The sequence below is a fragment of the Stenotrophomonas sp. PD6 genome (genome assembly GCF_049199305.1).
GTDB lineage: Bacteria > Pseudomonadota > Gammaproteobacteria > Xanthomonadales > Xanthomonadaceae > Stenotrophomonas.
Window position 1 is genome coordinate 55,451 of record NZ_JBLZQD010000016.1, and the last position, 23,514, is coordinate 78,964.

The following is a 23,514-nucleotide window of genomic DNA, read 5'->3' on the forward strand; positions in this document are numbered from 1 at the left end:
GGCGGAAGACCGCGATCGCATCAGCGACTGTCTCGCGCGAGCCTATGACGCGCTCCACCAGGTCGTTGCCGGGCATGAGCACGTCATTCAGCTTCTTGGTGGTGGCGAATGCCTTGGCCTGGTCCCGACCCATGAACGTCTCGACTAGGCGCGGGTGGATCAGCGGATCAATCAGATGAAAGCCCGTAGGCCATTTTTGATGCGCTGATCCACTCAAGCCAGGGACTTCCCTGCACTTCAAGAGGTGGGGCCTCATCCTATCGACCTGTAAGTTGTTGATCTGTATGCGCAGCAATTCGCAGTTTTCGCACGCGAAAATGCAGATAAAATGCCTCTAGGATCAAGTGCGTGGGTGGGTCAGGGTCGATGCCTGGGTGCAGAAGTTCGTCGGTTCAAGTCTGGCCGTCCCGACCAAACTGGTATTGAAATCAAAGGCCTACGCAGCAATGCGCGGGCCTTTTTTTTCGCCCGCTGATTTCACCCTATCGGGCAGCGTGCGGTGGCGGTTCTGCCACTTGAAACGGTCAATCCGGGTAAGAGACCATTCGCTCCAAGGCTGGGGCGGTCCCTTTTTCGTTCCGCGGCTTGAAAGCCGAGCGCCAGATTGGTCGCGCAATGCGCGGAACCGTGGTGAAACCGTTGCAGCGATGCGCGGAATGCATCCTTTAGGGAAATCGATGTCGGTCCAAGCTGCTCCCGAGACCATACACAACGAATTGCTCAAGGAACTTGCCTCGATCTATCGAGGCGGGCAACCGAACGATATCGTCCTGCGCGCGCTACGAAACAAGGCGGACCTTCTTGCGAAGGTTGATGCCGGTGGCGCTCTTGAGGTGCGTGGGCATGTTCATTTGCTGAAGGGCGAGCTTCGTGCGGGTCAAGCCCTTTTTGACCGGGCGCTCAACATGAGCGCAAGCCGAAGCCGATTATTCATTAGATACCTGCAAGGTCTTGAGCATAGTGGCCACATGCAGGCGGTCGCCGACGTCTTCGTCAAGCATCGCGATGTGTTGGAGGGCGTCGCTGACGCAACCAGGCAGGCCATGATCATGCTTGCTGCCCATGGTTACCTGCAGCTGTCGGGTGAGCTTCGCGCAGACCTTGAAAGGATGAACGTGCCCATTGGGGAAGTGACATACACCCTGGCGAGCAGTCGTTGGTGCTCTCCGAGAGGGACGCCATGACTGACGCCGAAACGTCGCCGGTTGTGAGATTTGTGCGTGAATATCTTTACGCTCGGAAAGTAACGACCGCCAAGGTCGCAATTACCACCATTACTGGCGAAGGAAACAGTCCATCTTCCCTGCTCTATGAGCTGTCCGTTGACGTTGATCCGAAGCGGGCGGCAGAGCTTGAGTGGGATCTGTATGGTGCGTTGGAAGAACAGAATTTTCGAGTTGAAGTTGAGCGGAAGCTGTTGTTCGCGCTGACTTCCAATGTGACCGAGAGTTGACGTCTGATGGCAATTTCAAGGGATGAATTGCTTGCGTATGCAGCGTCAACTGCGACAGATGGATGTCGCGAGGTGGCTCATCGATCTTCCATGAGTAGAGCGCATTACGCGGCGTTTCATTCAATGCTGCCACTGGTGGAAATGTTGCCAGCGTCGGTAAAGTCTCGGGGTGCGGAAGTCACTCATGTTGAACTTACCGAGCGTCTCGCCGAGTGGAAGGTGGCAGGCGTTTGCGCGCCGTTGAATCGGTACAAGGACGTCAAGGCGAGGGCGCTGCGAGCAATGGAGGCTGCTAGGGCGAAGCGCGTAGTTGCCGATTATCGACTGGGCCAGGACGTCGATGCCTCAGCATGCACGGCCCAGTCGGAGAGGGTAAGGCAGATATGCCGGGCTGCAGATACCTTGCTGGAAGTGGTCAATGGCGCTTCGGCTGGCGCTGAGACCGGTACGCTCTAGCAGAACCACAATCATGACCCAGGCTGGGGTAGGGCGGGGCGGGTCCCAATGCCTTACGTTAGCGAACCGATTCGGATGGTGCCGAGCGGCCTGGCTTTACCGCCGACGCGATCCTGCGATATCATCCCGCCCACTCGTACTACCGCGGCTGCTGAACCCGGTACTCACGAGAAGAAAATCATGGAAACTGAAAGAAACCGCGCCTGGAGGCGTTCGCTGGCCCGTCAATGTGGCGGCGACCGCGAGGCGAAATGCACTAGGTTCAAGCCTGAAAAGAACTGGAAGCTGTTGTATACGCGTGGATGCAAGTTGGTCCGTGCACGTCAGCTAGGTATCGCTTATCCCATCCGCAGCACTCGGCAACTGTTGGACCAACTGTGACCAACCTGCTGTTCGTCTGCAGCCGCAACCAGCTGCGCAGCCCTACCGGTGAAGCGATCTGGCAGCGTCGAGCGGGCTTCAATGCGCGCTCGGCGGGTACCAGTCCGCATGCACGCAGACCCATCGGCCCAGCGGACATCCGCTGGGCCGATGTCATATTCGTCATGGAACCCAAGCATCAGCATCGGTTGCAGGCGAGCTTCTCGCGGCTGCTCGCTTACAAGCGTTTGCACTGCCTGGAGATTCCTGATGATTACCGGTACATGGATCCGCAGTTGGTGGCGATGCTCGAGGCGAAGGTGACGCTGCTACTGAACTGAGCCGCCCGGAAGAGACGCTTACGTTAGCGGAAATACATAGCGTGGGGCAGCGTCCTCGTCCACCATGTCGATCAGTGCCAGCAGGTTTTTCACTGTGAGGTCTTCCAATTTTCCAGGGCAGCACTGAAGCACCTGGAACAACTTGAGCAGCTCGGCCATTCGGAGGTCGTAGATGCGCAGCATCCTGCGGGCGATGCGGAAAACCTCATGGCTGGCGCGATCTTCGGTGCCGATGAGGCGTTCCACTTGGGAAATGTGGTTGCCCTTGGGACCCTTCGTCCAGATGGCGCACTTAACGTCGTGGACCGTCATTTCGTTGAACGACCTGCCCGAGTAATCAAGTTGGTCTTCGATGTAGGCAACAAGTGCCGCCCAGTGGGCGCTGTCCCAGTCCATCGCATCGGCGAAGACGCCGAGCTCGCTGGCGATATCAATGGTGTTGAGGGTGGGGGCGGCTAAGGGGTCGTATTCCATGGTGGGATTCCTCAAGAAATCGCTGAGACCACCGCCCTACGGACAAGTTTCGTTGGGCGCTGGCGCGTCCTCTGTTTTCGGGCTGCAATCCCGGTCGCCGATTGTGCGGCGACGCGCGGATGCTGCTGTTGCACGCGCAGACTGTCAACGCGCAATGGAGCGATCTGCAAGACTGGATCTCACTTCGCTTTCGCACATCTGATGCAGATGTCGCATCTGCCCTTGGGTAGATCATCGGCAACGGGTCTTTCCATTTGCAACGCGCGGACAGCTAAGCTATGGCAGGCCATTTACGACCGCGCTTGGCATGAGGATGCACACATGACGACAAGACGATTGCGCGCTGAAGATCTGGAAGCGGCCAGCGCCGTGTGCATGGCCTCGTTCATGGCGGCCGTCGCCCCGTCGCTGTCACCGTTGGGCGTGGAGACCTTCACGGGAATCGCCTCTGTGGAGGGATTCGCCAGCCGCATGTCCGATGAGAACGACATGTTTGTATATGAGGCCGCCGGCCGCGTTGTTGGGGTGGCGGAGCTGGTGGGCGGCCAGCATGTAGCCACGCTGTTCGTTCTGCCCGATTGCCAGGGGCAAGGGGTAGCGCGGGCGTTGATGCAGGCGCTGCTCGATTGCGCGCGTGGCGACATTGTTACAGTGCGCGCCTCGCTGGCGTCGGTTCCGGCCTACGAGCGGTATGGGTTCCAGGTGTCCGGGCCTGTCGGGGAGTATGCGGGGCTGATCTATCAACCGATGGAGATGGTGTTGATTCCGTCGTAGGGACACGCCATGCGTGTCTGCTCTTGGTTCCGGGGTCATGAACCCTGGCGAATGTGATCCCGCTTTCACGCCTCCGCTCCTATGCTGCACGCAAATGAACAGGGCGCCCGCCGTGCTGCTGGAGCAGGAAGACAACACCGCCAAGTGGCGCATCTACGAGGCACTGTTGCAGGCCACGCCGGATCTGACCTATGTGTTCGATCTGCAGCACCGCTTCATCTATGCCAACAAGGCGCTGCTGGACATGTGGGGGCTGCACTGGGAAGAGGCGATGGGCAAGACCTGCCTGGAGCTGGGGTACGAGCCGTGGCATGCCGCCATGCACGACGCCGAGATCGAGCAGGTGATCGCCACCCGGTTGCCGGTGCGTGGCGATGTGCCGTTTCCGCACGCCACCGAGGGCGTGCGCACCTACGATTACATCTTCACCCCGGTCATCGGGCCCGACGGTCAGGTGGAAGCCATTGCCGGCAGCACCCGCGATGTGACCGAGCGCAAGCGGCATGAAGAGCACCTGCAGCTGCTGGTGAACGAACTGAACCACCGGGTCAAGAATTCGCTGGCGATGGTGCAGTCCATTGCACGGCAGACGCTGCGCAGTGCGGCAGGGCTGGACGATGCCAGCGACAAGATCGAAGAGCGCCTGATCGCGCTGGCCGGCGCACACGACGTGCTGACGCGGGAAAACTGGCACAGCGCCGATATCACCGAACTGGTGGGTGCGGTGGCGGCGCTGCACGGCGCCGGCGACGGCCAACGCTTCGATGTGCACGGCGAGGCCTGCCGGCTGGACCCGCGCCGCGCGGTGGCACTGTCCATGGCGCTGCACGAACTGGGCACCAATGCGGTCAAACACGGGGCGCTGTCCGCGCCGGAAGGGCGGGTGTGCGTGCAGTGGAAGCGCCACGAGGTGAACGGGCAGCAGCGCATCGAACTGACCTGGCAGGAGCGGGATGGTCCGCCCGTGCATCCACCGGCGCAGTTGGGATTCGGCGCACGGCTGCTGGAGCGTGGCCTCAAGCATGACTTGGGCGGTGAGGTTGAGTTGGCGTTCGAGCCGGGTGGGTTGCGCTATCGGGTGTCGATACCACCGGCGGTAGAGGCCGAGGCGGTGCACCCATGAGTGCCCGCGTGCTGCTCGTCGAGGACGAATCGCTGGTGGCGATGATGGTGGAAGACTGCCTGGTGGAGCTGGGCTACGAGGTCGTCGCGCTGGCGGGCACGGTGGACGATGCGCTGGCAGCGTTGCAGCGGGCGCCGATCGATGTGGCGGTGCTGGACGTCAACCTGGGCGGCACACCGTCGTTTCCGGTGGCCGAGGCGCTGGAGGCGCGCGGCATTCCGTATCTGTTCCTGACCGGCTACGACCGCAGTGCGATACCGGAACCGCTGCGGCACCGCTATGGCCTGCAGAAGCCGTTCCGGATGCGCGATCTGGATCGCGCGCTTCACTCCCTGCAGGCGGCCGGTAGCGCGGCAGGGAGTGGCAATGAAGGTGACGCTGCGGCACTGCGCTGACGGGCGCAGGCTGCGATCGCGTCAGGTAACGGCGCGGATCACTTCTTCAATCAGCACTACATAACAGGCTACGAAATAGACCTTGAGCAGTGCGGGGTGCTGCTTGGAGACGAATGCGCGCATGGCAATTGATGATTGGGTGGGACGTCATCATTGTGACCAAGCTGTGAAATTGCGGCAACGGTCACACATTCAGTGGTGTGACGATCTTTCTGGAAAAAATGAAGCAAATTCAACGAGATGCGCATTGTCCCAAAAGAAGGCTGCCTACCGTTCGTCGGAAAAATCCTACAGACAGCGTGAAGAAGCTCTGCTAGCGCCTGTGAAGAATCCGCCATTTTCACGTGCCGCCTGCGGCCCATTCACGAGTGGGGGACGCGCGGATCGCTAGCGTGAAGGCCTGTCATTCATCCCGATTGGGGCAAAGGAACAACATGATCAAGTGGGCCATCATTTTCGCCATCATCGGCCTCATTGCCGGTGCCTTGGGCTTTGCCGGCATCGGTGGCGCGGCCATCGGCGTGGCCAAGTTCCTGTTCTGGGCGGGCATCATCATCGCCGTCATCCTGTTCCTGCTGGGCATGACGGTGGCCAAGAAGGTCAGTTGACATCACCGCCGGCGCCGCCGCGAGCAACGGCCTGCGGGTGACCGCAGGCGCTCGCGGCACGCTCGGGCGCAGGTCAGGCAGTACCCAGAAGCCGTTGTCCAGGTAGGGCCGCCGAAGAGGCGCGTCTTCCTGCTCCGGCCACGCCGCCCGGCGACGTTCCTGGGCCGCTTCATCGTCATCCTCCTCGTGCGCAGGCATCTCGCCCTCGTCCTGCAACTGCCGCAGCACCGCATCGAAGGCGTCGGCAGCGGAGTCCGCACCCGCCAGATCCAGTTCGCCTGCCTCAGTGGCAGGGTGCGATTGCTCAACGGGTGGGAGTCGCATGGCGCTTGCCGTCCGATAACGCGGAGTTGGCTGGCCACGGTGACCTCGCGAGCCGCAGCTTTCAATCAAACGAGTTGCGGTTGGCGCCCAACCGGATGACTCCGATCAGGCACAGCAATAATCACTCGAAGTAAAACGAAACCCCAAGTCCTGCCTGCAGATCCGGGCTGTTTCGGTCCAGGCCGAGGTCGAAGGAGGCGTCCAGCTGCATGCGGGAGGTCGCCATCCAGGTGAGGCCCGCACCGGCTACTGCTGTGGAGGGCTCGCCGTTGGTGTGGGTGAATCCGGCTTCGACGAACGCGCTCACGGTGTCGGTTACGGCCACGTTGACGCTGGGCGACCATGTAAACGCATCCTCGCCCGCGCCGCGTGTGGCGTTGGCGTACAGCGCGCCGGTCCATCGGTCGTTGAAGGTGTACTCGTAGCTGGCACCCAGTTCGTACTGCGTGCCGCCTTCGCCAAACGCGCGCGACCCCGTGTCGAAACTGCTGCTGGCCAGCAACGCCAGCGCGTGGCGGTCCGAGCCGGTGGGGAGCGCGTATTTCAGGGCAAGGCCGCTATCGCCCGCGCCACGCGTGGTGGTGGCCGGCGCATTGCGTGGCGCCTCGCGCAGCCGGTTCCAGGGGTTGCCGAAAGCCTGCAGTTCCAGGTTCGCACCCAGGCCCATGCGCAGCCGGATATCGGTGCCGTACTGGGTGGAACGCGTGCCATCGTCGTCGCGGTCCCGCGAATAATCGGGCAGGCCCAGCTCCAGCGCGACGCCGCCGCGCGGCAGGGTGGAGGCCGCAAACCCCAGGCCCGGGCGGTCGAAGGCGGGAGTCTCTTCGTCATCCTGCTGCGCCCATGCGGGCAGGGCCAACGTGACCAGCAACAGCCCCATCCAGTTACGCATTGCTACATCCGCGGCGGGAAACGGCAGCAGCTTAGCGGTGCGCCTGCAACGCGCCGTGACGGCACGTTGCAGAGGTCAGTCCGGGCGGGTCAGCGCCAGCAGGCCGTCGAGCAGGCGTGCCGCGCGCGGGCGGCCATCGTCGTCGATCGGGCAGGCCATGGACTGCAGCCAGAAGCCGTGCGCGGCGCGGCGCGCGGCGGTGAGGCGATGGTCATCGCCTTCGCCCGGGTAACGCAGCAGCTGTGCCTGGATCCAGTGCTTGAGCGCCTGCGCGATTTCCGGATCGGGCCGCCCCCGCGGTACGCCTGCCTGCGGGTCGTGCGGCAGCAGGCAGGCGCGGAACAGCGCCGTGACATAGGCGCGCGAGAAGCGCCCATGCACGTCCGGGTCCTGGTCCACCAGCCGCTGCACCGCACGGTCGAATTCGACCAGCGCGCTGGCGAGCGCCGGTGCGTCGGCCGGTTCGCTGGTATCGAGCAACAGGAAAGGACGGCTCATGCGGACTCCTTGGTGCGCGCCGGAAGCGCGCGGGTTACTGCGCGGCGTGTGCCTGTGGCAGTTGGGGCGGGGACGTGCCGGGGTGCGCAAGCACGTCACGCAGCAATGCGATGACGCGCTCGCCCTGGCCGTTGCAGGCCAGCTCGAAAGTGGTCTGGCTGCCGAGTGCGGGCAGCGGGGTATGCAGGATCCACTGCAGTACCCGGCTGCGGTCCGGCTCGATCTGCAGCGCCAGCGTGGCCACGCGTCGTACGATGCCCGGGCGCATGGTCAGAACCCGTACGTCAGTGCGAGCACGGCCGAATCCATATGGTCGCCCACGGTCATCGGGCTGTCCTTGACCGCATCGGAGAGCAGGGTGCGGCGCAGCGAGGCGGTGGCGGTCCAGTGCGGGCCCAGCGGCATGACGGCGGTCAGGTCCATGTACGGTGCCACGCCGCTGCCTGCGCGATAGGCGGCAAGCCCGCTGCGCTGCGCTTCCTGCGCGCTGATGCCGAAGTAGTAGTCGTTGAGGCTGCTGCTGGCGTAGTTGGCGCCAACGCCGGGAATGAGCATGACCCGGCCGGTGGGAATGGGGTAGGCGTACTTGGCATCGGCCGCCAGGCCACCGCCGTGGCCGCTGATGTCGGCCTGCACATTACCCTGCAGCACGCCCCACGGCGCGGAGTGCCGCACCGCCACGCCGGCCATCGCCGACATGCTGCGGTTGGACAGCTGGCGCAGCTGCACATCGTCGGTGTCGTTGCGCTTGAAGCGCATCATGTACGGCGAGGCCAGCAGCGAAACTTCAGTGCTTTCGGTGTTGAACAGCGTGTAGCCGATGCTGCCGCCACGGAAGTGGAACTTTTTGCCCTCGTAGTTGATCACTGGCACCGGCAGCACGTCGGTGTCATAGCCGGCATACGGCGACTTCTGCGCGGCAACGGCCAGGCCCACGCTGCTGCGGGGCTTGGCCCCGGGGGCGGCCTGGGCCAGCACGCTGCCGCTGACCATCAGGCTTGCCAGGGCGATGCCCGCTGCTGCCGTCTTCCGTGAACCAATCTGCATGGGGTCCTGCTCCTGGGGGCGATCAAACCCCCATGATGGCGGCCGGACATTGTCGGAACGTTGCGCCAAGGAGCGCGGTACCATCGGCCCCCTCCGCCCTGTATCTGCACCGCCCATGCGCATCCTGCTGCTCGAAGACGACCCCGAACTGGCCAACGCGATCCAGGCCAGCCTGGGCCGGCATGGCATGGTGGTGGACGTGGTGGTGTCGATGGCGCAGGCCGCCGAAGCGCTCAAGGCCGGGGTGCACCAGGTGCTGCTGCTGGACCGGCAGCTGCCCGACGGCGATGGCGCCAACTTCGTGCGGGTGGCGCGCAGCCACGTGCCCAACCTGCCGGTGATCATGCTGACCGCGCGCGATTCGGTGGCCGACCGCGTGGTCGGGCTGGACGTGGGCGCCGACGACTACCTCACCAAACCCTTCGCGGTGGAAGAGTTGCTGGCGCGGATCCGCGCCATTTCGCGGCGGCCGGCACAGATCACGCTGCCGGTACTGGCACTGGGGCGGCTGCAGTTCGATTTCGTGGCGCGCCAGGCCAGCGTGGACGGCGTGCTGTTGGCCTTGCCACGCCGCCAGTTGCTGGTGCTCGAAGCGCTGGCGCTTCGCCAGGGCCGCACCGTGGCACGGGCAGCGCTGCAGGAAGCGGTGTATGGCTTCGACGATGAGATCCAGTCCAACGCGCTCGATGCGCACGTTTCAAAGCTGCGCCGCGCGCTGGCCGACGCCGACGCGCAGGTGGAAATCCACGTGATGCGCGGCATCGGCTATCTGCTCAAGGAAACTGCATGAAGTTCCTCAAACCCGGCTCGCTGTCCTTCAGCCTGGCCTGGAAGATCTGCCTGATCCAGATGACGATGGTGGCCGTGGGCCTGACCGGCATGGTGTTGATGTATGGCGACCGGGGCGCCGCGTATATCGACTGGAAGACCAGCCAATCGGTGGCCGAGGCGATCCATGTGGATGGCGATGCGCTGCGGGTGGACTGGGACGCGGTCAACGACGCCGTGCCCGATCGCCCCGCGTCGTTCTGGTTTGCCGCCGCCGACGAACAGGGCCGGCGGCTGGAGCAGGGCAACGTGCCGGCCGCCTTCCGCCCGTTGGTGCAGCAGCTGCAGCACGTGGAGCCCACCGACGTGCGCACGCGCACCCATGGCGTGGAACTGGCCATGCGGGTGTGGGTGACCGAACCCGATGGCAGCCGAATCCACGTGATGCTGGGCGGCATTCCGCATCGCGGGTTGTGGCGGCAGATGCTGGTGGTGATCGGCTACCTCGGCGGCTGGATCACGCTGCCGCTGATCGTGATCACGCTGGTGGTAGCGCCGTGGGCGATCCACCGTTCGCTGCGCGGGGTGAACCGGGTGGCCGCGCAGGCCGCCGCGATCCAGATCACCGAACGCGGCCGTGGCCTGGATACCCACGCGGTGCCGCGCGAGATCGTACCGCTGGTGGATGCGTTCAATGCAGCGGTGCGCCGCATCGGCGAAAGCTACGACGCGCAGGACCGCTTCCTGGTGGGCGCGGCGCACGAGCTGCGCATGCCCATCGCCATCCTGGCCACGCGCATTGCCGACTTGCCGCCGGGCCAGGTGCGCTCACGGCTGCAGCGTGACCTGGGGCGGCTGAGCAATATCGCCGAGCAGCTGCTGGACCTGCAGCGGCTGGACCATCACCGCAGCCAGCAGCAGCGCATCGATCTGGCGGCCTTGACGGCGGAAGTGGCCGCCGATGTCGCGCCGCTGCTGATCGACGCCGGCTACGAATTCGCGGTGGAGGCACCGGATGCGCCGGTCTGGGTACGCGGCGATCCCGATGCGCTGCACCGGGTGATCAGCGGGCTGCTGCAGAACGCCATCGCCCACGGCGGCGGGCGCGGCCTGGTGGTGGTGGAACTGCAGGCCGGCGGCGTGCTGTCGGTCAGCGACGAAGGCGATGGCGTGCCCGAACAGGCGCGGCAGTCGATCTTCGAGCCGTTCCATCGGCTGCGCCCTAGTGGCAGTGGCAGCGGGCTGGGGCTGTACCTGGCCCGGGAGATCATGCTGCGCCATGGCGGCAGCATCGTGGCCGAGGAAGCCGCCGGCGGCGGCGCGCGGTTCGTGATGAGCCTGCCGGTGGAGCCTGCCGAGGCCCTGCGCAGCTGACCATCACTGCCCCGTCACTGGCAGCCGGGTCAGATCGAGATGAGTCTTCAATAGCCGCGCGCTGTCTGGCGCATCACTGGCGTTTCATCCTCGAGGAGCACACATGCGCCATTGGCTGCTGTGGTGCGTGGCGATACTGCCGTTTGCGGCCGCCGCCGAACCTGCGTGGCAGGTTAGCGTGGTGCCGTATGCATGGGGAGCCGATGTCCGCGGCGATGCGCAGGTAAGCGGGCTGCCACCGGTCTCGGTGCACAAGAGCTTCAGCGATACGCTGCGCGATCTGGACATGGCCGGCATGGCCGTGATCGATGTAAGGCGCGGCCACTGGGGCCTGCTCTCGGACATGACCTATGTCGATACCAGTGAATCCGCGCGCGTACCACTGTTGGGCGTGCAGGCCACGTTGGAGACGCGGGTCGCAACCGGCGCGTGAGCGCGCTTGGACGCCAGGAGCAGGTCAGCCGCGATTGGGTGGACCCGGTGCTGGGCGTGCGGATGACCTGGGCCCTGAGCGAACGCCAGGGCATCAACCTGTGGGCGGTGGGCAGTGCCGGCGACGCGGTGGGTTGGGACCTGCTGGCCTCGTACGGAGTGCGCATCAGCGAGCACGGCTGGCTGCGCCTGGGCTACCGCTACCTGTCGCTGCGCCAGATCACCCGCCACATGGATTTCGACCTTGTCATGTCGGGCCCCGGTATGGGCCTGGAATGGCGTTACTGAGTCATCCCCTCGGAGAGCACCCATGCGTTTTCTGTCGTCGTTGTACCCGGCGTTGTGCACGTTGTCGTTGTCCCTGCTGCTCGTAAACGGGCCTGCGCAGGCCTGCACGCGCGTGGTGTACTTGGGGAACAACCAGGATGTCATCACCGCACGTTCGATGGATTGGCAGAGCGATATCGGCACCAATCTGTGGGTATTTCCCCGTGGCATTGCACGCACCGGGCAGGCAGGGAAAAACTCGGCGTCATGGACGTCGAAGTACGGCAGCGTCATCGCCAGCGGGTTCGATATTTCCACGACCGATGGGTTGAACGAAGCGGGCCTGTCGGCGAACCTGCTGTGGCTGGTGGAGTCGGAGTATCCACAGCAGCGCAACGGCAAGCCCGGGCTGGTGATCTCGCTGTGGGCGCAGTACATGCTGGACAATTTCGCGACGGTAGCCGAAGCCGTGGCTGCGATGCGCAAGGAGCCGTATGCGCTGGTCACCGACTACCTGCCGGGCGAATCGCGGATGGCGACCCTGCACCTGTCCTTGTCCGACGCCACGGGCGACAGCGCCATCATCGAGTACATCGACGGCAAGCAGGTCATCCATCATGATCGTGCCTACCAGGTCATGACCAACTCGCCGGTATTCGACGAGCAGTTGGCGTTAAATGCGTATTGGCAGCAGATCGGCGGCACCGTGATGCTGCCCGGCACCAACCGCGCCGCGGATCGCTTCGCGCGGGCGAACTTCTACATCCACGCCATTCCCAAGAGCGAAGACCCGGTGGAGGCGTTGGCGAGCGTGTTCAGCGTCATTCGCAATGCGTCGGTACCGTATGGGCTGACCACTCCGGAGGCGCCCAACATATCCTCCACGCGGTGGCGGACGGTGGCCGACCACAAGCGCAAGCTCTATTTCTTCGAATCGGCGTTGACCCCCAATACCTTCTGGGTTGACCTGAACAAGGCGGACTTCTCGCCCGGGGCGCCGGTGCTCAAGCTGGACCTGGGCAAGGGCCAGCGCAACGTGTTTGCCGGCGACGCGCTGGCGCAGTTCAAGCCCACCCCGGCGTTCGCCTTCCTTGGCAAGGAGGATTGAGGAGGAGGGCTGGGCCGGCCTGGGCGACGGCAGGCCGGTTGCCGCCATCGGGCAAGTTCGGATTTGGGGGTAGGACCTGCACCAATATCAGACTAATCCGATAGTTCGGTGCCGGCGTCGGCCGTATGGTGCGGGGCAGGGATAGGCCCCGGAGCGCACCATGAAAATCACCCTGCAACTCGCGGATCGTCGCTGGCGTGTTCTTGATCCCGGCCGCAACGAAGCTGCTGCGTTCGTCGATGGTGCCGTGGCCTTCGACTTCGCCGACAACCTGGCCCGTGAGCAGCATGCCGAAACCGGCCGTGGCATTGCCGTGCGGGTGGAAGTGCACGACGCGTTCGTCGACGTGGTGCGCTACGGCTGAGCCGCGTGGGGATGTGACCCGGCCGCCCGCCGCCGGTCAGCTGCGCGTCGGCTACTTGAATCGCGTATGAAATCCGCGACCTTCGGCCTATAGGCGAAGCGCTCCGCTTGCACGATCCTGTGCCTATTCAGACACAGACCAGAGGCAAGGCATGAGGAGCGAGGCGATGGCGAACGGAACGCAGAAGTGGGTGTGGACCCTGTTGCCGGCGCTGCTGGTGCTGGGCGGTGCCGCACAGGCGCAGCAGTACGACCGGTACCGCGACGATGGCTACAACGAGGGCCCGGTGCGCTGCGAGTCGGTCAAGGGCCGCACCCAGCAGTGCCCCATCCAGGGGCGCGCGCGCCTGGTGCGCCAGATTTCGGGCTCGCCGTGCATCGAGGGCGATACCTGGGGCCAGGCCCGCAACGGCGTATGGGTGACCAAGGGCTGCCGCGCCGAGTTCATTGCCGAAGGCCGGCGCCCGTCGCACGGTGGCGGTGGTTGGGGTGGCAACGGTGGCGGCAACAACGGCGGCGGCTGGGGTGGTGGCGGCCAGGTGATCAGCTGCGATTCCAACGACCAGCGCCTGCGCCGCTGCAACGTGAGCATCCGCCGCGACGCCCGGCTGGTCCGCCAGACCTCACGCACCGCCTGCGTGGAAGGGCGCACCTGGGGCTTCGACCGCGATGGCGTATGGGTCAACGGCGGCTGCCGTGGCCAGTTCGAGGTGAGGTAACCCGGCACCGGACGTGGCTGCGCGGCGCCGGAACGGTAGAGCCACCCCATGGGTGGCTTCGCGGTGCCAGAGACCCACGCGTAGGGACACGCCATGCGTGTCCACGGGGTGCCAGACACCCAAGGGGTAGAGCCACGCCCTGCGTGGCTGCGCGGTGCCGGATGCATCGGCACCGCAACGAACATCAGCCGGGCAGAGCCCGGCGCTACGATGCCAATGCCTGGCTGCCCAGCGTCGGCCAACGCTTCAACACCGCCGCGCGAATGCCCGCCGCATCGATGCCCGCTTCGGCCAGCAGGTCTTCGCGGCTGGCGTGGTGCTGGAAGCTGTCCGGCAGGCCCAAGTGCAGGAACGGGCGCAGCACGTCTTCGGCGTTGAGCAGTTCGGCCACGCCGGAACCGGCGCCGCCGGCCACCACGTTGTCTTCAATGGTGACGAAGCCTTCGTGGGTCTTGGCCAGCTCCAGCAGCAGTCCACGGTCCAGCGGCTTGATGAAGCGCATGTTCACCACGCTCAACCCCAGCTCGCGGCCCACCGCCTCGGCGGCCGGCACGGTGCTGCCGAACGCCAGCAGCGCAATGCGGCTGCCCTGCACGCGCAGCTCGGCCTTGCCGATCTCCAGCGTGGACAGGTCGGTGCCGGCGGCTACGCCGGTGCCGCTGCCGCGCGGGTAGCGCACGGCGGCCGGGCCGGCGTACTGCAGGCCGGTGCTGAGCATCTGGCGGCACTCGGCCTCATCGGACGGGGCCATCACCACCATGTGCGGCACGCAGCGCAGGAAGCTCAAATCCAGATTTCCGGCATGGGTAGCGCCGTCCGGGCCGACCACGCCGGCGCGGTCGATGGCGAACAGCACATCCAGCTTCTGCACCGCCACGTCGTGCACCAGCTGGTCGTATGCGCGCTGCAGGAAGGTGGAGTAGATCGCCACCACGGGCTTGGCGCCCTGGGTAGCCATGCCCGCCGCCAGCGTCACCGCGTGCTGCTCGGCAATGGCCACGTCGTGGTAGCGATCCGGGTATTCCTTGCTGAAGCGCACCAGCCCCGAGCCTTCGCGCATGGCCGGGGTGATGCCGAGCAGGCGCGGTTCGGCCGCGGCGGCGTCGCACAGCCAGTCGCTGAAGATGTCGGTGTAGGTCGGCTTCTTGGCGCCGCCCTTGGCGATCAGGCCCTTGTCCGGGTCGAACGGGCCCACGGCGTGGTAGCCGATCTGGTCGCCCTCGGCGCGCTCGTAGCCCTTGCCCTTGGTGGTCATCACGTGCAGCAGCTTCGGACCCTTGAGGGTGCGCAGCGTCTTCAGCGTGGCCATCAGGGCCGGAATGTCGTGGCCATCGATCGGGCCGGTGTAGTGGAAGCCCATTTCCTCGAACAGCGTGGACGGCACGAACATGCCCTTCCAGTGTTCTTCCCAGCGCTTGACGAAGCGCGCGGAGGGCGACTTCTTCTTGTCGCCCAGGATCTTCTTGCCGCCCTCGCGCAGTGCGTTGAGGGTGCGGCTGCCGGTGGCGCGGCCGAGCATCTTGGTGAGCCCGCCAACCGCCTCGGAGATCGACATGTTGTTGTCGTTGAGGATCACCAGCAGGTTCGGCTCGGGGTCCATGCCACCGGCATGGTTGAGTGCCTCGTAGGCCATGCCGGCGGTCATCGCGCCATCGCCGATCACGGCCACCACCTTGCGGTCATCGCCTTCACGCGCACGCGCGATGGCCATGCCCAGCGCGGCGGAGATGGAGGTGGAGGAGTGGCCGACGCCGAAGGTGTCGAACTCGCTCTCTTCGCGCTTGGGGAACGGCGCCACGCCGTCCTTCTGCTTGACGGTGTGGATCTCGTCGCGGCGGCCGGTCAGGATCTTGTGCGGGTAGGTCTGGTGGCCTACGTCCCACACCAACTGGTCAACCGGGGTCTGGTACAGGTAGTGCAGGGCGACGGTGAGTTCGATCACCCCCAGGCCAGCGCCGAAATGGCCGCCACTCTTGCCTACCGACTCAATCAGGTAGGCACGCAGTTCGTCCGCGATGGCGGGCAATTCGGATTCGTCGAACCTGCGCAGGTCATCCGGATTCTGGATGCGCGACAGGCGGGGATAGCGTGCGGAATCGATCATTTTTATCGCGCTTCTTCTTAAGCGCCTATTTTCGCCCCCAAACCGGGGTGGGGCAAGCAAACCGCCACCGCGGTGAGCAAACGGTGAGGGTGGCTGCGTCAGTTTGACGCAGTTCAGGCCACCAGCTTGGAGCGCTTGGGCAGCTGCGCCTTCAGGAACGCCATCTGGTCGGCCAGGATGTTGCGGTTGGACAGGATCATGTGTTCGATCCAGCTGGGCCGGTACGGCACCGCCAGCAGCGGCATGCCCGCCTGCTGCGGGGTGCGGTCGCTCTTGCGCGAATTGCAGTGGAAGCAGGCGCTGACCACGTTCTCCCAGACGTCCAGGCCGCCCTTGGAGATCGGCATGACATGGTCGCGGGTGAGCTGCGGCCGATTGAACTGCTGGCCGCAGTACATGCACAGGTGCGCGTCGCGGGCGAACAGCGACTGGTTGGACAGGTTCGGGGTAGGGTCCAGGGCGCGCGAACGGGCGTGGCCGCGTGCGGCGATGATCGGGTGCAGGTCGACCCCGCTCTGGATGCCGGTGAGCCGGTTGATGCCGCCGTGAATGTGCAGGCAGGGGTCGCCCAGGGTCCAGGCAACGGCATCGCGCGAGTAGAGGCAGGCGGCGTCCTGCCAGTTGATCCAGTCCAGGACGCGCCCGTGGGCGTCCAGGGACAGCAGCCGTACGCTGCCAGGCCGGTGCAGCGTGGCGATGGGCGATACTTCGTCGACCGGGGCGGACGAGGCTCCGGTATCGATCAGACCTAAGCGTGTAGTGTCTGTCTCCATCGGGAAAACAGCTTATACCCGAATCATGACGAATTGTGTATAGGCGCAAGCGCCGATACGCAATTCGTCATGATTCGGGGCCGCGCATTCCACCTAAACCCCGCGCCTTTGGCGCGCCCCCTTGAAACACGGGCGCCATGGCGCCCGCGTTCCGCGCATTCCACCTAAACCCCGCGCCTTTGGCGCGCCCCCTTGAAACACGGGCGCCATGGCGCCCGCGTTCCGCGCATTCCACCTAATCCCCGCGCCTTTGGCGCGCCCCCTTGAACATCAAGGGGGCTCTCCTCCAGATGGATGGCCTCAGCCTTCGCCGAAGCGGCCGTCTTCCATGGCCATCAGCGAATCGGCGCCGGCCTGGATGGCGGCGGCGTGGCTGAGGGTGCGCGGCAGCATGCGCGCGAAGTAAAAGCGGGCGGTCTCGCGCTTGGCCTGCTTGAAGGCCTCGCTCTGCGCCGATGCGTCGGCGGCGGCGACGCTGCGGGCCCACCAGTACGCCAGCACCACGTAGCCCGAATAGAACAGGTAGTCGAAGCTGGCCGCGCCCAGTTCGTCCGGGTTGGCCGCCGCGCGCTGCAGGGTGGCCATCGTCAGCTTGCCCCATTCGTCGGCCTTGGCGCGCAGCGGGGCGATGAACTCGGCCAGCGCTTCGTTGCCTTCATTGGCCTTGGCGAAGGCCTCGATCTCGGTCAGCATCAGCTTCAGCCCGGCGCCCTGGCTGGCGGCGGTCTTGCGGCCGATCAGGTCCAGCGCCTGGATGCCGGTGGTGCCTTCATACAGCGTGGTAATGCGCGCATCGCGGGCCAGCTGCTCCATGCCGTGCTCGTGGATGTAGCCGTGGCCACCGAAGCACTGCAGGGCGTTGTAGGTGTTCTCGATACCCCATTCGGTCTGGCAGGCCTTGGAGATCGGGGTGAGGAAGCTCACCAGGGTCTCGGCGCGCTCGCGCTCGGCGGCATCGTCGGCGTGGTGGGCCACGTCGATCAGCGTGGCGGCATGCAGGGCGAGCAGGCGGCTGCCTTCGACCAGCGACTTGATGGAGAGCAGCATGCGGCGCACGTCCGGGTGAACCAGGATCGGGTCGGCCGGCTTTTCCGGGTGCTTCGGGCCGCTCAATGAACGCGACTGCAAGCGCTCGCGGGCGTACTTCAGCGCGTTCTGGTAGGCGCGCTCGGACAGGCCGATGCCCTGCAGGCCCACGCCCAGGCGCGCGGTGTTCATCATGGTAAACATGGCCTGCAGGCCCTTGTGCGGCTGGCCGACCAGATAGCCTTCGGCGCCGTCGAAGTTCATCACGCAGGTGACCGAGCCCTTGATGCCCATCTTGTGTTCGATGGAACCGCAGCGCAGCGCGTTGCGCTCGCCCACCTTGCCCTCACGGTCCACCTTGAACTTCGGGGTGACGAACAGCGAGATGCCCTTGGCACCGGCCGGGGCGTCGGGCAGCTTGGCCAGCACCAGGTGCACGATGTTGTCGGTGAGGTCGTGCTCGCCGGCGGTGATGAAGATCTTGGTGCCGGTGATGGCATAGCTGCCGTCGGCATTCGGCTCGGCCTTGGTCTTGAGCAGGCCCAGGTCGGTGCCGCAATGCGGTTCGGTCAGGCACATGGTGCCGGTCCAGCGGCCTTCGATCAGCGGCTTGAGGAACGCGTCCTGCTGCCAGGCTTCGCCGTGCTGCTTGAGCGCTTCGATCGCACCGTGCGAGAGCAGCGGGAAGTTGCCCCATGCCAGGTTGGCGGCGTTGATCATTTCATTGAGCGGCACGCCCAGCGTATGCGGCAGGCCCTGGCCGCCCAGCTCCGGCGCGGCGGTGAGGCCGGTCCAGCCGCCGTCGACGAACTGCGCGTACGCCTGCTTGAAGCCGGGCGGAGTGGTGACTTCGCCGCTGGCCTGGTCGAGCACGCAACCGATCTCGTCGCCCACGCTGTTGAGCGGCGCCAGCACGCTGGTGCTGAAGCGGCCGGCTTCTTCCAGCACGGCATCGACCACGTCGGTGGTCGCGTCGGCAAAGCCGAGGCGGGCGAACAGTGGCTCCACCCTCAGCACGTCGTGCAGGGCGAAACGGATATCGGAAAGCGGGGCGGTGTAGCTGCTCATCGTCAGGTCTCGATCAGATGCAGGGAATCAGGCAAAGGGGCAGGGTGCGTGTATCAGCGCAGCACGCCGGGCAGGCCGGGGGCCTGGTTGAGGGTGCTGCGGTTGTCGATGTCGAAGCTGCGCTGCTTCTTTTCGTTCGGGGTGGCGCTCACCGTGCCCTTGAGCGAATAGGCCAGGGTGCGGTTGCCGGCCAGGGCGTCGGCCACCACGATCCGCGCGGCCGAGGAGGGCTGCAGTTCCACCGTGATGACATCGGCCGAGACGCCGCCGATGGAGATGGCCGGGCGTGCGCTCACCTTGCCCGCGTCCTGGTCGCCGACCTGCATCTGCAGGTCCACGTTGTCGAAGGTCATGGGCATGGAGCTGAAGTTCTGCAGGCGCAGGGCCAGGGTCCAGTTGCCGTTGGCGCCCACGGTCAGCTGCTGCACGCTGGCGGCCGGCGGGGAGACGCGCTTGACGTTGGTGTTGCAGGCGGTCAGCGCAACGGCGGTGCCGGCCAGCAAGGCCACGGTAAGGACGGTACGAAGGCGGTGGAACATGGGCGCAAATCCTCGTGCAGGTGCCGCGTGCGTGGAAGCATACTACGGCGTATGGTGGTTGTGCGGGTGTGTCGAGACCGGTACGCATCGTATGACAATGCGACGTCCATTCAGGTTGCAAAGCGGTAGAGCCACGCCATGCGTGGCTGCTTCTTGTTCAGGCGAAACGGGGCCCGCCAGCCACCCATGGGGTGGCTCTACGCCCGCGCCGGCTCAATCCAACGGCGCCATCACCCTCAACGGGCCAAGGTCATACCCCATCGCCTCGGCCTTGGCCTTCAGGCTGGCGAACAGCGCCTTGTCCATGCTCGGCGAGCGCGACAGGATCCACAGGTACTTGTGGCCCGGGTCGCCCACCACGGCCCACTGATAGTCCGGGTCCAGCGCGATCACCCAGTAATCGGCCCACACCAGCGGCACCCAGGCCAGCCAGTCCGGCACGAAGCGCACCTGCAACTGGCCGGGCTCGCCGTCTACCGGCCGGGCTACGCCGTCGGCCGCGATGCGCTCGCCATCGCCGGTGCGGCAGGCGTTGTGCACGCTGATGCGGCCGTCGGCACGCAGCGCATAGGTTGCCGTGATGTCGCCCACGCACTTCTTCTGGAACGACACCGGCAGGTGCGCGATTTCATGCCACTGGCCGGCGTAGCGGCCCATGTCCAGCGCCGGCACCGATTGCACGGGCTCGGCCGCATGGGCGGTGAGTGTCGTCAGCAGCAGGCCAGCGGCAAACAGGGCAGGGCGAAGGCGCATGGAGGTCTCCCGGCAGGAGGCCAGAGCTTAGGGGGCAGAGGGGAGCGGAGGTGTAAAAGATTCGTCATTCCGCGCACGGCGGATGACTGCTCATTGGACAAGGAACAGGAGGAGCCGTTCGGCTTTCGATGTTCCATATGTGCGCCACATGTCCACAAGTGGAGCGAAAAAGGAACATCTCAGCGGATGCCCAGCCATGAGTTGACCACGCAGTTGCCCCGCCAGCTCTGGATCGCATGGCCACGCGGCAGCGATCAGCCTCGAACCCGCTCAGGGCGCGAATCGCACCCGGCGCGGATCGCTCACCTTGAGCTGGGTCTGGAAGTAGTACTTGCCCGTCGGCTTGCCGTCGGTGATGAAGTCGATGGTCGTGCGGCGCGCAGTGCCCTGCACCAGCACGCGACGGTTGACCAGCCGCTCCACCGGCACGCCCAGCTGTGCCTGCAGGGCCTCGCGTTGCGATGCATCCAGTGACACGTTCAGTGCAAGCTGGTGGCGGTAGTCGCGTTCGCTGTTGAGGTAAAGGCGATGCTCGGTGACGTCAACGTTCTTGACGGTAAATACGAAGGTGCCACTGATGCCGCGCTGCGGATCGTCGTTCGCTGCATGGACGGCCTCGGCGGGCGTGATCCAGCCCGGCGCCATCGGTGCGTTCACCCGGCTCTGATGCGCGCAACCGACGCTGAGCAGCAGGAAAGGCAGAAGCAGGGCAACGCGCATGGGACATCCTTGTTCAATAATGAGGTCTGCATTGTGCAAAAAAAAAGACCCGCATTTCTGCAGGTCTTTTTAGAATCATGGTGGCCGAGGACGGAATCGAACCGCCGACACGGGGATTTTCAATCCCCTGCTCTACCAACTGAGCTACTCGGCCACTTCATCGCTGCGTTGCCGCTGGCGAGGACGCGAATAATACGGAGGTCTGCAGGGTTCGGCAAGCCTTTCGACCAAAAAATTTCACATTCGTTGCTGCGGGCCTGCTGCTGCGGCTTAAGTGATTGATCGCACGTGCGCGCCGCTGATGAATTTTTGTTCATCCCTGCAGGCCGCGCGCAACGTCAGTGGCGTGGATGATCGCCGCGCTCCTCCGGCATCACCGCCAGCAGCACGATGCCGATGGCCATGATGATGGCCGCCAGCAGCAGGGAAGCCTGGTAGGAACCGCTGTCGCGGGCGAGGGTGCCGGCCAGGGCCGGGGCGATGATCTGCGCAACGCCGTAGCTGAGGGTGAGGGTGGCCATCGCCTTGGCCGGGTTCTGCGGGTAGTGCCGGCCGACCACGGTGAGGGTGAGGCTGACGATGCCGGCGAAGGTCAGGCCGAACAGCACCGCGCTGCCCAGCCCGGCGGCCAGCCCGTCGTCCAGCAGCGGCAATACGAACGACAGCGCCTGCAGCGCGAAGGCGAGCATGAGCGCGCGGATGATGCCGACGCGGCCGGCGACGCGGTCCCAGGCGAAGGTGGACGGCACGGCCGCCAGCCCAACCAGCACCCACACGGCGCTGCCGTGACCGCGGAAGGCGGCGGTCTGCTCCAGGATCGCCACAATGAAGGTGGCGCTGACCACGAAGCCGAAGCCGGCGCAGAAGTAGGCCGCCACCAGCAGCCGACGCCAGCGCTTCCCCGGCGGGGGCGGGGCGGCTGCCGCACTCGCGGCCGACGGGAGCGCCGGGGCGGGCATCCAGCACCAGGCGGGCACCAGGAACAGCACGCCGAGCAGACCCAGCCAGCCCCACTGGGCGCTGGAGCTGGCGTACCCGGCCAGCGCTGCCGTGGCCAGACCGGACACGGCAATGCCCAGCCCCAGTCCGGCGAAGTGCAGCCCCAGCCGTGGCCGCTGCCCGTGGGCCAGCAGCCAGTTGAGCACCAGCCCGGACGCCAGCAGCAGGCCGGCGGTGCTGGACAGGCCGGCCACGAAGCGCAGCAGGCTCCACAGCCACGGCTGGGTGGTGGCGCCCATCAGCGCCGTGGCGGCCACCGCCAGCAGCAGGCCGATGCGGTAGAAGCGGAATTTCTGCCGCATGTCGCCCACCCGTGCCACCAGCAGCGTGCCGAGCAGGTAGCCCAGGTAGTTGAAGGTGGCCAGCCAGCCGCCCTGGGCGGCGCTCAGGCCGGCGTCCACGCGCATCAGCGGCAGCAGCGGGGTGTAGGCGAACCGGGCCAGCCCGACCGTGAGCACCAGCGCGCAGATGCCGGCGCCGATGACCTGCCAGGGCTGCAGGGGAGAGGAATGCGGGGAGGGTGTGGACATGCGCGCAGCCGGTGGGGAACGCGCCCATCCTCGGCCAGCGGCGTGGCGGCTGTCTTTCGATAGAATGCCGGATCATGTCGACCAGTCGCCAGCTGCACCCTGCCGCGCCTGATACCCCCTGGAAGGAGGTCCCGGTGCCGCCGCTGCGCGCACTGCCCTGGCCGGTGATGGCGCGCAGCCAGCAACTGGCGGCGGGCGAGCGGTTCCCGCCGCATGCGCATGACTGGAACCAGGTGGTGTTCGCCACCGAGGGCGTGCTGCAGGTCACTGCGCGCAATGCACGCCACGTCATCACCCCGCAGCAGGCGCTGTGGGTACCCACCGGCATGGTGCATCACACCGGCGCATTGAGTGCGGCGGCCTTTCGCAACCTGTACGTGGCCGACGACCCGGCGCTGGGCATGCCAGACCGCTGCGCGGTGCTGGACGTGTCGCCGTTGCTGCGCGAGCTGATCGTGGAATTGGGGCAGGTTCGGCCGGAAGACGATACGGCGTACTACGCGCACCTGAGTGCGCTGGTGGTGGCGCAGTTGCGCCGCCAGCGCCAACACGTGCGGCACCTGCCGTGGCCGCAGGATGCGCGCCTGCAGCGTTGGTGCCAGGCGCTGCATGACCAGCCGGCGGATGCGCGTGGTGTTGAGGAATGGGCGCGCGTGCTGAGTGCATCACCGCGGACCTTGTCGCGGCACTTTGAACGCGAGACCGGCATGAGCCTGCGCACGTGGCGTACGCGCCTGCGCCTGCTGCGCGCGATCGAATGGCTGGCGCAGGGGCGTTCGCCCACCGCGATCGCGCATGAGCTGGGGTATGCCTCGGCCTCGGCGTTCAACTACATGTTCCGCATCGAGATGGGCATGAGCCCGCTGCAGTGGCGCAGGTCGCGCTCATGACCCCTGCATCACGCGCGGGCGGCTAGGTTGTGGCCATGCCCATCGCGGGCTGAACCAACGGGCAGACACCATGAACAACGACAAGCAGAGCGGCAAGCAGCAGGGCGTGCAGGAAGCGCAGCAGGACCGCAAGCAGGACGAGGTCGCCAAGCAGCGGCCGGGCCAGACCGACCAGAAGATCCACGACGCGGAAACGCGCCGGCCGGAGCGCAAGGACAACACGCCCGGCTGATTCGGGTCGCCGCCACGCAGCGGCGCGCGGCGCTAATTCGCGTGGCCTGTGGTGGCGCGCGGGCATGCCACAATCGGCGTCACGCCCGCCGAGATCCGTGCCCC

28 protein-coding genes and 1 tRNA gene are annotated in these 23,514 nt (G+C 65.7%); 16 read left to right on the top strand and 13 right to left on the bottom strand.

Annotation, left to right across the window (positions count from 1 at the left end; translation table 11 throughout):
- The first annotated feature begins 374 nt into the window (after positions 1–374).
- The 3 genes from ACOZHM_RS17555 to ACOZHM_RS17565 all read left to right on the top strand — a co-directional run bounded on the left by ACOZHM_RS17555 (position 375) and on the right by ACOZHM_RS17565 (position 2,610).
- Complete coding sequence (locus ACOZHM_RS17555) at positions 375–1,184, top strand: hypothetical protein (protein ID WP_421570601.1); 810 nt, start codon at positions 375–377, stop codon at positions 1,182–1,184.
- The gene (locus ACOZHM_RS17560; protein ID WP_421570603.1) at positions 1,181–1,453 is read left to right on the top strand and encodes a hypothetical protein; all 273 of its coding nucleotides are present in this window, start codon (positions 1,181–1,183) and stop codon (positions 1,451–1,453) included. The genes ACOZHM_RS17555 and ACOZHM_RS17560 overlap by 4 nt, the downstream gene beginning before the upstream one ends.
- An 833-nt stretch (positions 1,454–2,286) precedes the next feature.
- On the top strand, positions 2,287–2,610 hold the full coding sequence (locus ACOZHM_RS17565; protein WP_421570604.1) for a low molecular weight protein tyrosine phosphatase family protein: 324 nt from the start codon (positions 2,287–2,289) through the stop codon (positions 2,608–2,610).
- A gap of 18 nt (positions 2,611–2,628) precedes the next feature.
- On the opposite strand, the gene ACOZHM_RS17570 is transcribed toward ACOZHM_RS17565, so the two are convergent.
- Positions 2,629–3,084 carry a hypothetical protein gene (locus ACOZHM_RS17570; RefSeq protein ID WP_421570605.1) on the bottom strand — a complete coding sequence of 152 codons (456 nt, stop codon included), beginning with the start codon at positions 3,082–3,084 and terminating at the stop codon, positions 2,629–2,631.
- Positions 3,085–3,285: 201 nt separating this feature from the next.
- On the opposite strand from ACOZHM_RS17570, the gene ACOZHM_RS17575 reads away from it, so the two are divergent.
- The 4 genes from ACOZHM_RS17575 (at position 3,286) to ACOZHM_RS17590 (ending at position 5,984) form a co-directional block, all read left to right on the top strand.
- On the top strand, positions 3,286–3,858 hold the full coding sequence (locus ACOZHM_RS17575; protein WP_421570606.1) for a GNAT family N-acetyltransferase: 573 nt from the start codon (positions 3,286–3,288) through the stop codon (positions 3,856–3,858).
- A 115-nt stretch (positions 3,859–3,973) separates the two neighbouring features.
- On the top strand, positions 3,974–4,981 hold the full coding sequence (locus tag ACOZHM_RS17580; RefSeq protein WP_421570657.1) for an HWE histidine kinase domain-containing protein: 1,008 nt from the start codon (positions 3,974–3,976) through the stop codon (positions 4,979–4,981).
- A complete protein-coding gene (locus ACOZHM_RS17585; RefSeq protein WP_421570607.1) occupies positions 4,978–5,376 on the top strand; it encodes a response regulator in 399 nt (132 codons plus the stop codon). Before ACOZHM_RS17580 ends, ACOZHM_RS17585 begins: the two co-directional genes overlap by 4 nt.
- A 434-nt stretch (positions 5,377–5,810) precedes the next feature.
- Positions 5,811–5,984: a DUF1328 domain-containing protein gene (locus ACOZHM_RS17590; RefSeq protein ID WP_313344673.1), complete on the top strand. Its 174-nt coding sequence runs from the start codon at positions 5,811–5,813 to the stop codon at positions 5,982–5,984.
- Between the two features lie 445 nt (positions 5,985–6,429).
- Here ACOZHM_RS17590 and ACOZHM_RS17595 read toward each other — a convergent pair whose 3' ends face one another.
- From ACOZHM_RS17595 to ACOZHM_RS17610, 4 genes are all read right to left on the bottom strand, one after another.
- On the bottom strand, positions 6,430–7,200 hold the full coding sequence (locus tag ACOZHM_RS17595) for a transporter (protein WP_421570609.1): 771 nt from the start codon (positions 7,198–7,200) through the stop codon (positions 6,430–6,432).
- 75 nt (positions 7,201–7,275) lie between these two features.
- Positions 7,276–7,698 (bottom strand): hypothetical protein, encoded by a 423-nt coding sequence (locus tag ACOZHM_RS17600; RefSeq protein WP_421570611.1) that lies wholly within the window; start codon positions 7,696–7,698, stop codon positions 7,276–7,278.
- Between the two features lie 34 nt (positions 7,699–7,732).
- On the bottom strand, positions 7,733–7,966 hold the full coding sequence (locus ACOZHM_RS17605; protein ID WP_421570612.1) for a hypothetical protein: 234 nt from the start codon (positions 7,964–7,966) through the stop codon (positions 7,733–7,735).
- A 2-nt stretch (positions 7,967–7,968) separates the two neighbouring features.
- Positions 7,969–8,745: a MipA/OmpV family protein gene (locus ACOZHM_RS17610; protein WP_421570613.1), complete on the bottom strand. Its 777-nt coding sequence runs from the start codon at positions 8,743–8,745 to the stop codon at positions 7,969–7,971.
- Positions 8,746–8,860: 115 nt separating this feature from the next.
- Between ACOZHM_RS17610 and ACOZHM_RS17615 the strand changes: the two genes are divergently transcribed.
- The 7 genes from ACOZHM_RS17615 to ACOZHM_RS17645 all read left to right on the top strand — a co-directional run bounded on the left by ACOZHM_RS17615 (position 8,861) and on the right by ACOZHM_RS17645 (position 13,776).
- Positions 8,861–9,535, top strand: coding sequence for a response regulator transcription factor (locus ACOZHM_RS17615; protein ID WP_421570614.1), 675 nt, complete (start codon positions 8,861–8,863; stop codon positions 9,533–9,535).
- On the top strand, positions 9,532–10,887 hold the full coding sequence (locus ACOZHM_RS17620) for a sensor histidine kinase (RefSeq protein ID WP_421570615.1): 1,356 nt from the start codon (positions 9,532–9,534) through the stop codon (positions 10,885–10,887). The genes ACOZHM_RS17615 and ACOZHM_RS17620 overlap by 4 nt, the downstream gene beginning before the upstream one ends.
- Positions 10,888–10,990: 103 nt before the next feature.
- A complete protein-coding gene (locus tag ACOZHM_RS17625) occupies positions 10,991–11,320 on the top strand; it encodes a hypothetical protein (RefSeq protein WP_421570616.1) in 330 nt (109 codons plus the stop codon).
- Positions 11,317–11,607, top strand: a complete 291-nt coding sequence (locus ACOZHM_RS17630; RefSeq protein ID WP_421570617.1) for a hypothetical protein — start codon at positions 11,317–11,319, stop codon at positions 11,605–11,607. The genes ACOZHM_RS17625 and ACOZHM_RS17630 overlap by 4 nt, the downstream gene beginning before the upstream one ends.
- Before the next feature lie 22 nt (positions 11,608–11,629).
- On the top strand, positions 11,630–12,694 hold the full coding sequence (locus ACOZHM_RS17635) for a linear amide C-N hydrolase (protein WP_421570618.1): 1,065 nt from the start codon (positions 11,630–11,632) through the stop codon (positions 12,692–12,694).
- Positions 12,695–12,854: 160 nt separating this feature from the next.
- Complete coding sequence (locus ACOZHM_RS17640) at positions 12,855–13,058, top strand: hypothetical protein (RefSeq protein ID WP_421570619.1); 204 nt, start codon at positions 12,855–12,857, stop codon at positions 13,056–13,058.
- Positions 13,059–13,224: 166 nt separating this feature from the next.
- Entirely contained in the window at positions 13,225–13,776 is a 552-nt protein-coding gene (locus tag ACOZHM_RS17645; protein ID WP_421570620.1) for a DUF3011 domain-containing protein, read from the top strand.
- 205 nt (positions 13,777–13,981) lie between these two features.
- Here ACOZHM_RS17645 and dxs read toward each other — a convergent pair whose 3' ends face one another.
- The 8 genes from dxs to ACOZHM_RS17685 form a co-directional block, all read right to left on the bottom strand.
- Positions 13,982–15,880 carry a 1-deoxy-D-xylulose-5-phosphate synthase gene (dxs, locus tag ACOZHM_RS17650; RefSeq protein WP_421570621.1) on the bottom strand — a complete coding sequence of 633 codons (1,899 nt, stop codon included), beginning with the start codon at positions 15,878–15,880 and terminating at the stop codon, positions 13,982–13,984.
- A 113-nt stretch (positions 15,881–15,993) separates the two neighbouring features.
- Positions 15,994–16,653, bottom strand: a complete 660-nt coding sequence (locus ACOZHM_RS17655) for an HNH endonuclease (protein WP_421570622.1) — start codon at positions 16,651–16,653, stop codon at positions 15,994–15,996.
- Between the two features lie 300 nt (positions 16,654–16,953).
- Positions 16,954–18,747: an acyl-CoA dehydrogenase C-terminal domain-containing protein gene (locus ACOZHM_RS17660; protein WP_421570623.1), complete on the bottom strand. Its 1,794-nt coding sequence runs from the start codon at positions 18,745–18,747 to the stop codon at positions 16,954–16,956.
- Positions 18,748–18,800: 53 nt separating this feature from the next.
- Positions 18,801–19,286, bottom strand: a complete 486-nt coding sequence (locus ACOZHM_RS17665; RefSeq protein ID WP_421570624.1) for an LEA type 2 family protein — start codon at positions 19,284–19,286, stop codon at positions 18,801–18,803.
- A gap of 213 nt (positions 19,287–19,499) precedes the next feature.
- Entirely contained in the window at positions 19,500–20,039 is a 540-nt protein-coding gene (locus ACOZHM_RS17670) for a lipocalin family protein (RefSeq protein ID WP_421570625.1), read from the bottom strand.
- A 270-nt stretch (positions 20,040–20,309) separates the two neighbouring features.
- On the bottom strand, positions 20,310–20,759 hold the full coding sequence (locus ACOZHM_RS17675; protein ID WP_421570626.1) for a hypothetical protein: 450 nt from the start codon (positions 20,757–20,759) through the stop codon (positions 20,310–20,312).
- A gap of 78 nt (positions 20,760–20,837) precedes the next feature.
- Positions 20,838–20,913, bottom strand: a tRNA-Phe gene (locus ACOZHM_RS17680).
- A 184-nt stretch (positions 20,914–21,097) separates the two neighbouring features.
- Positions 21,098–22,288: a YbfB/YjiJ family MFS transporter gene (locus tag ACOZHM_RS17685; RefSeq protein ID WP_421570627.1), complete on the bottom strand. Its 1,191-nt coding sequence runs from the start codon at positions 22,286–22,288 to the stop codon at positions 21,098–21,100.
- 74 nt (positions 22,289–22,362) lie between these two features.
- Here ACOZHM_RS17685 and ACOZHM_RS17690 point away from each other — a divergent pair, with 74 nt between their 5' ends.
- Together ACOZHM_RS17690 and ACOZHM_RS17695 are read left to right on the top strand one after the other, a co-directional pair.
- Positions 22,363–23,178 (top strand): AraC family transcriptional regulator, encoded by an 816-nt coding sequence (locus ACOZHM_RS17690; protein WP_421570629.1) that lies wholly within the window; start codon positions 22,363–22,365, stop codon positions 23,176–23,178.
- A 70-nt stretch (positions 23,179–23,248) separates the two neighbouring features.
- Positions 23,249–23,410: a hypothetical protein gene (locus ACOZHM_RS17695; RefSeq protein ID WP_421570630.1), complete on the top strand. Its 162-nt coding sequence runs from the start codon at positions 23,249–23,251 to the stop codon at positions 23,408–23,410.
- Positions 23,411–23,514: the final 104 nt, after the last annotated feature.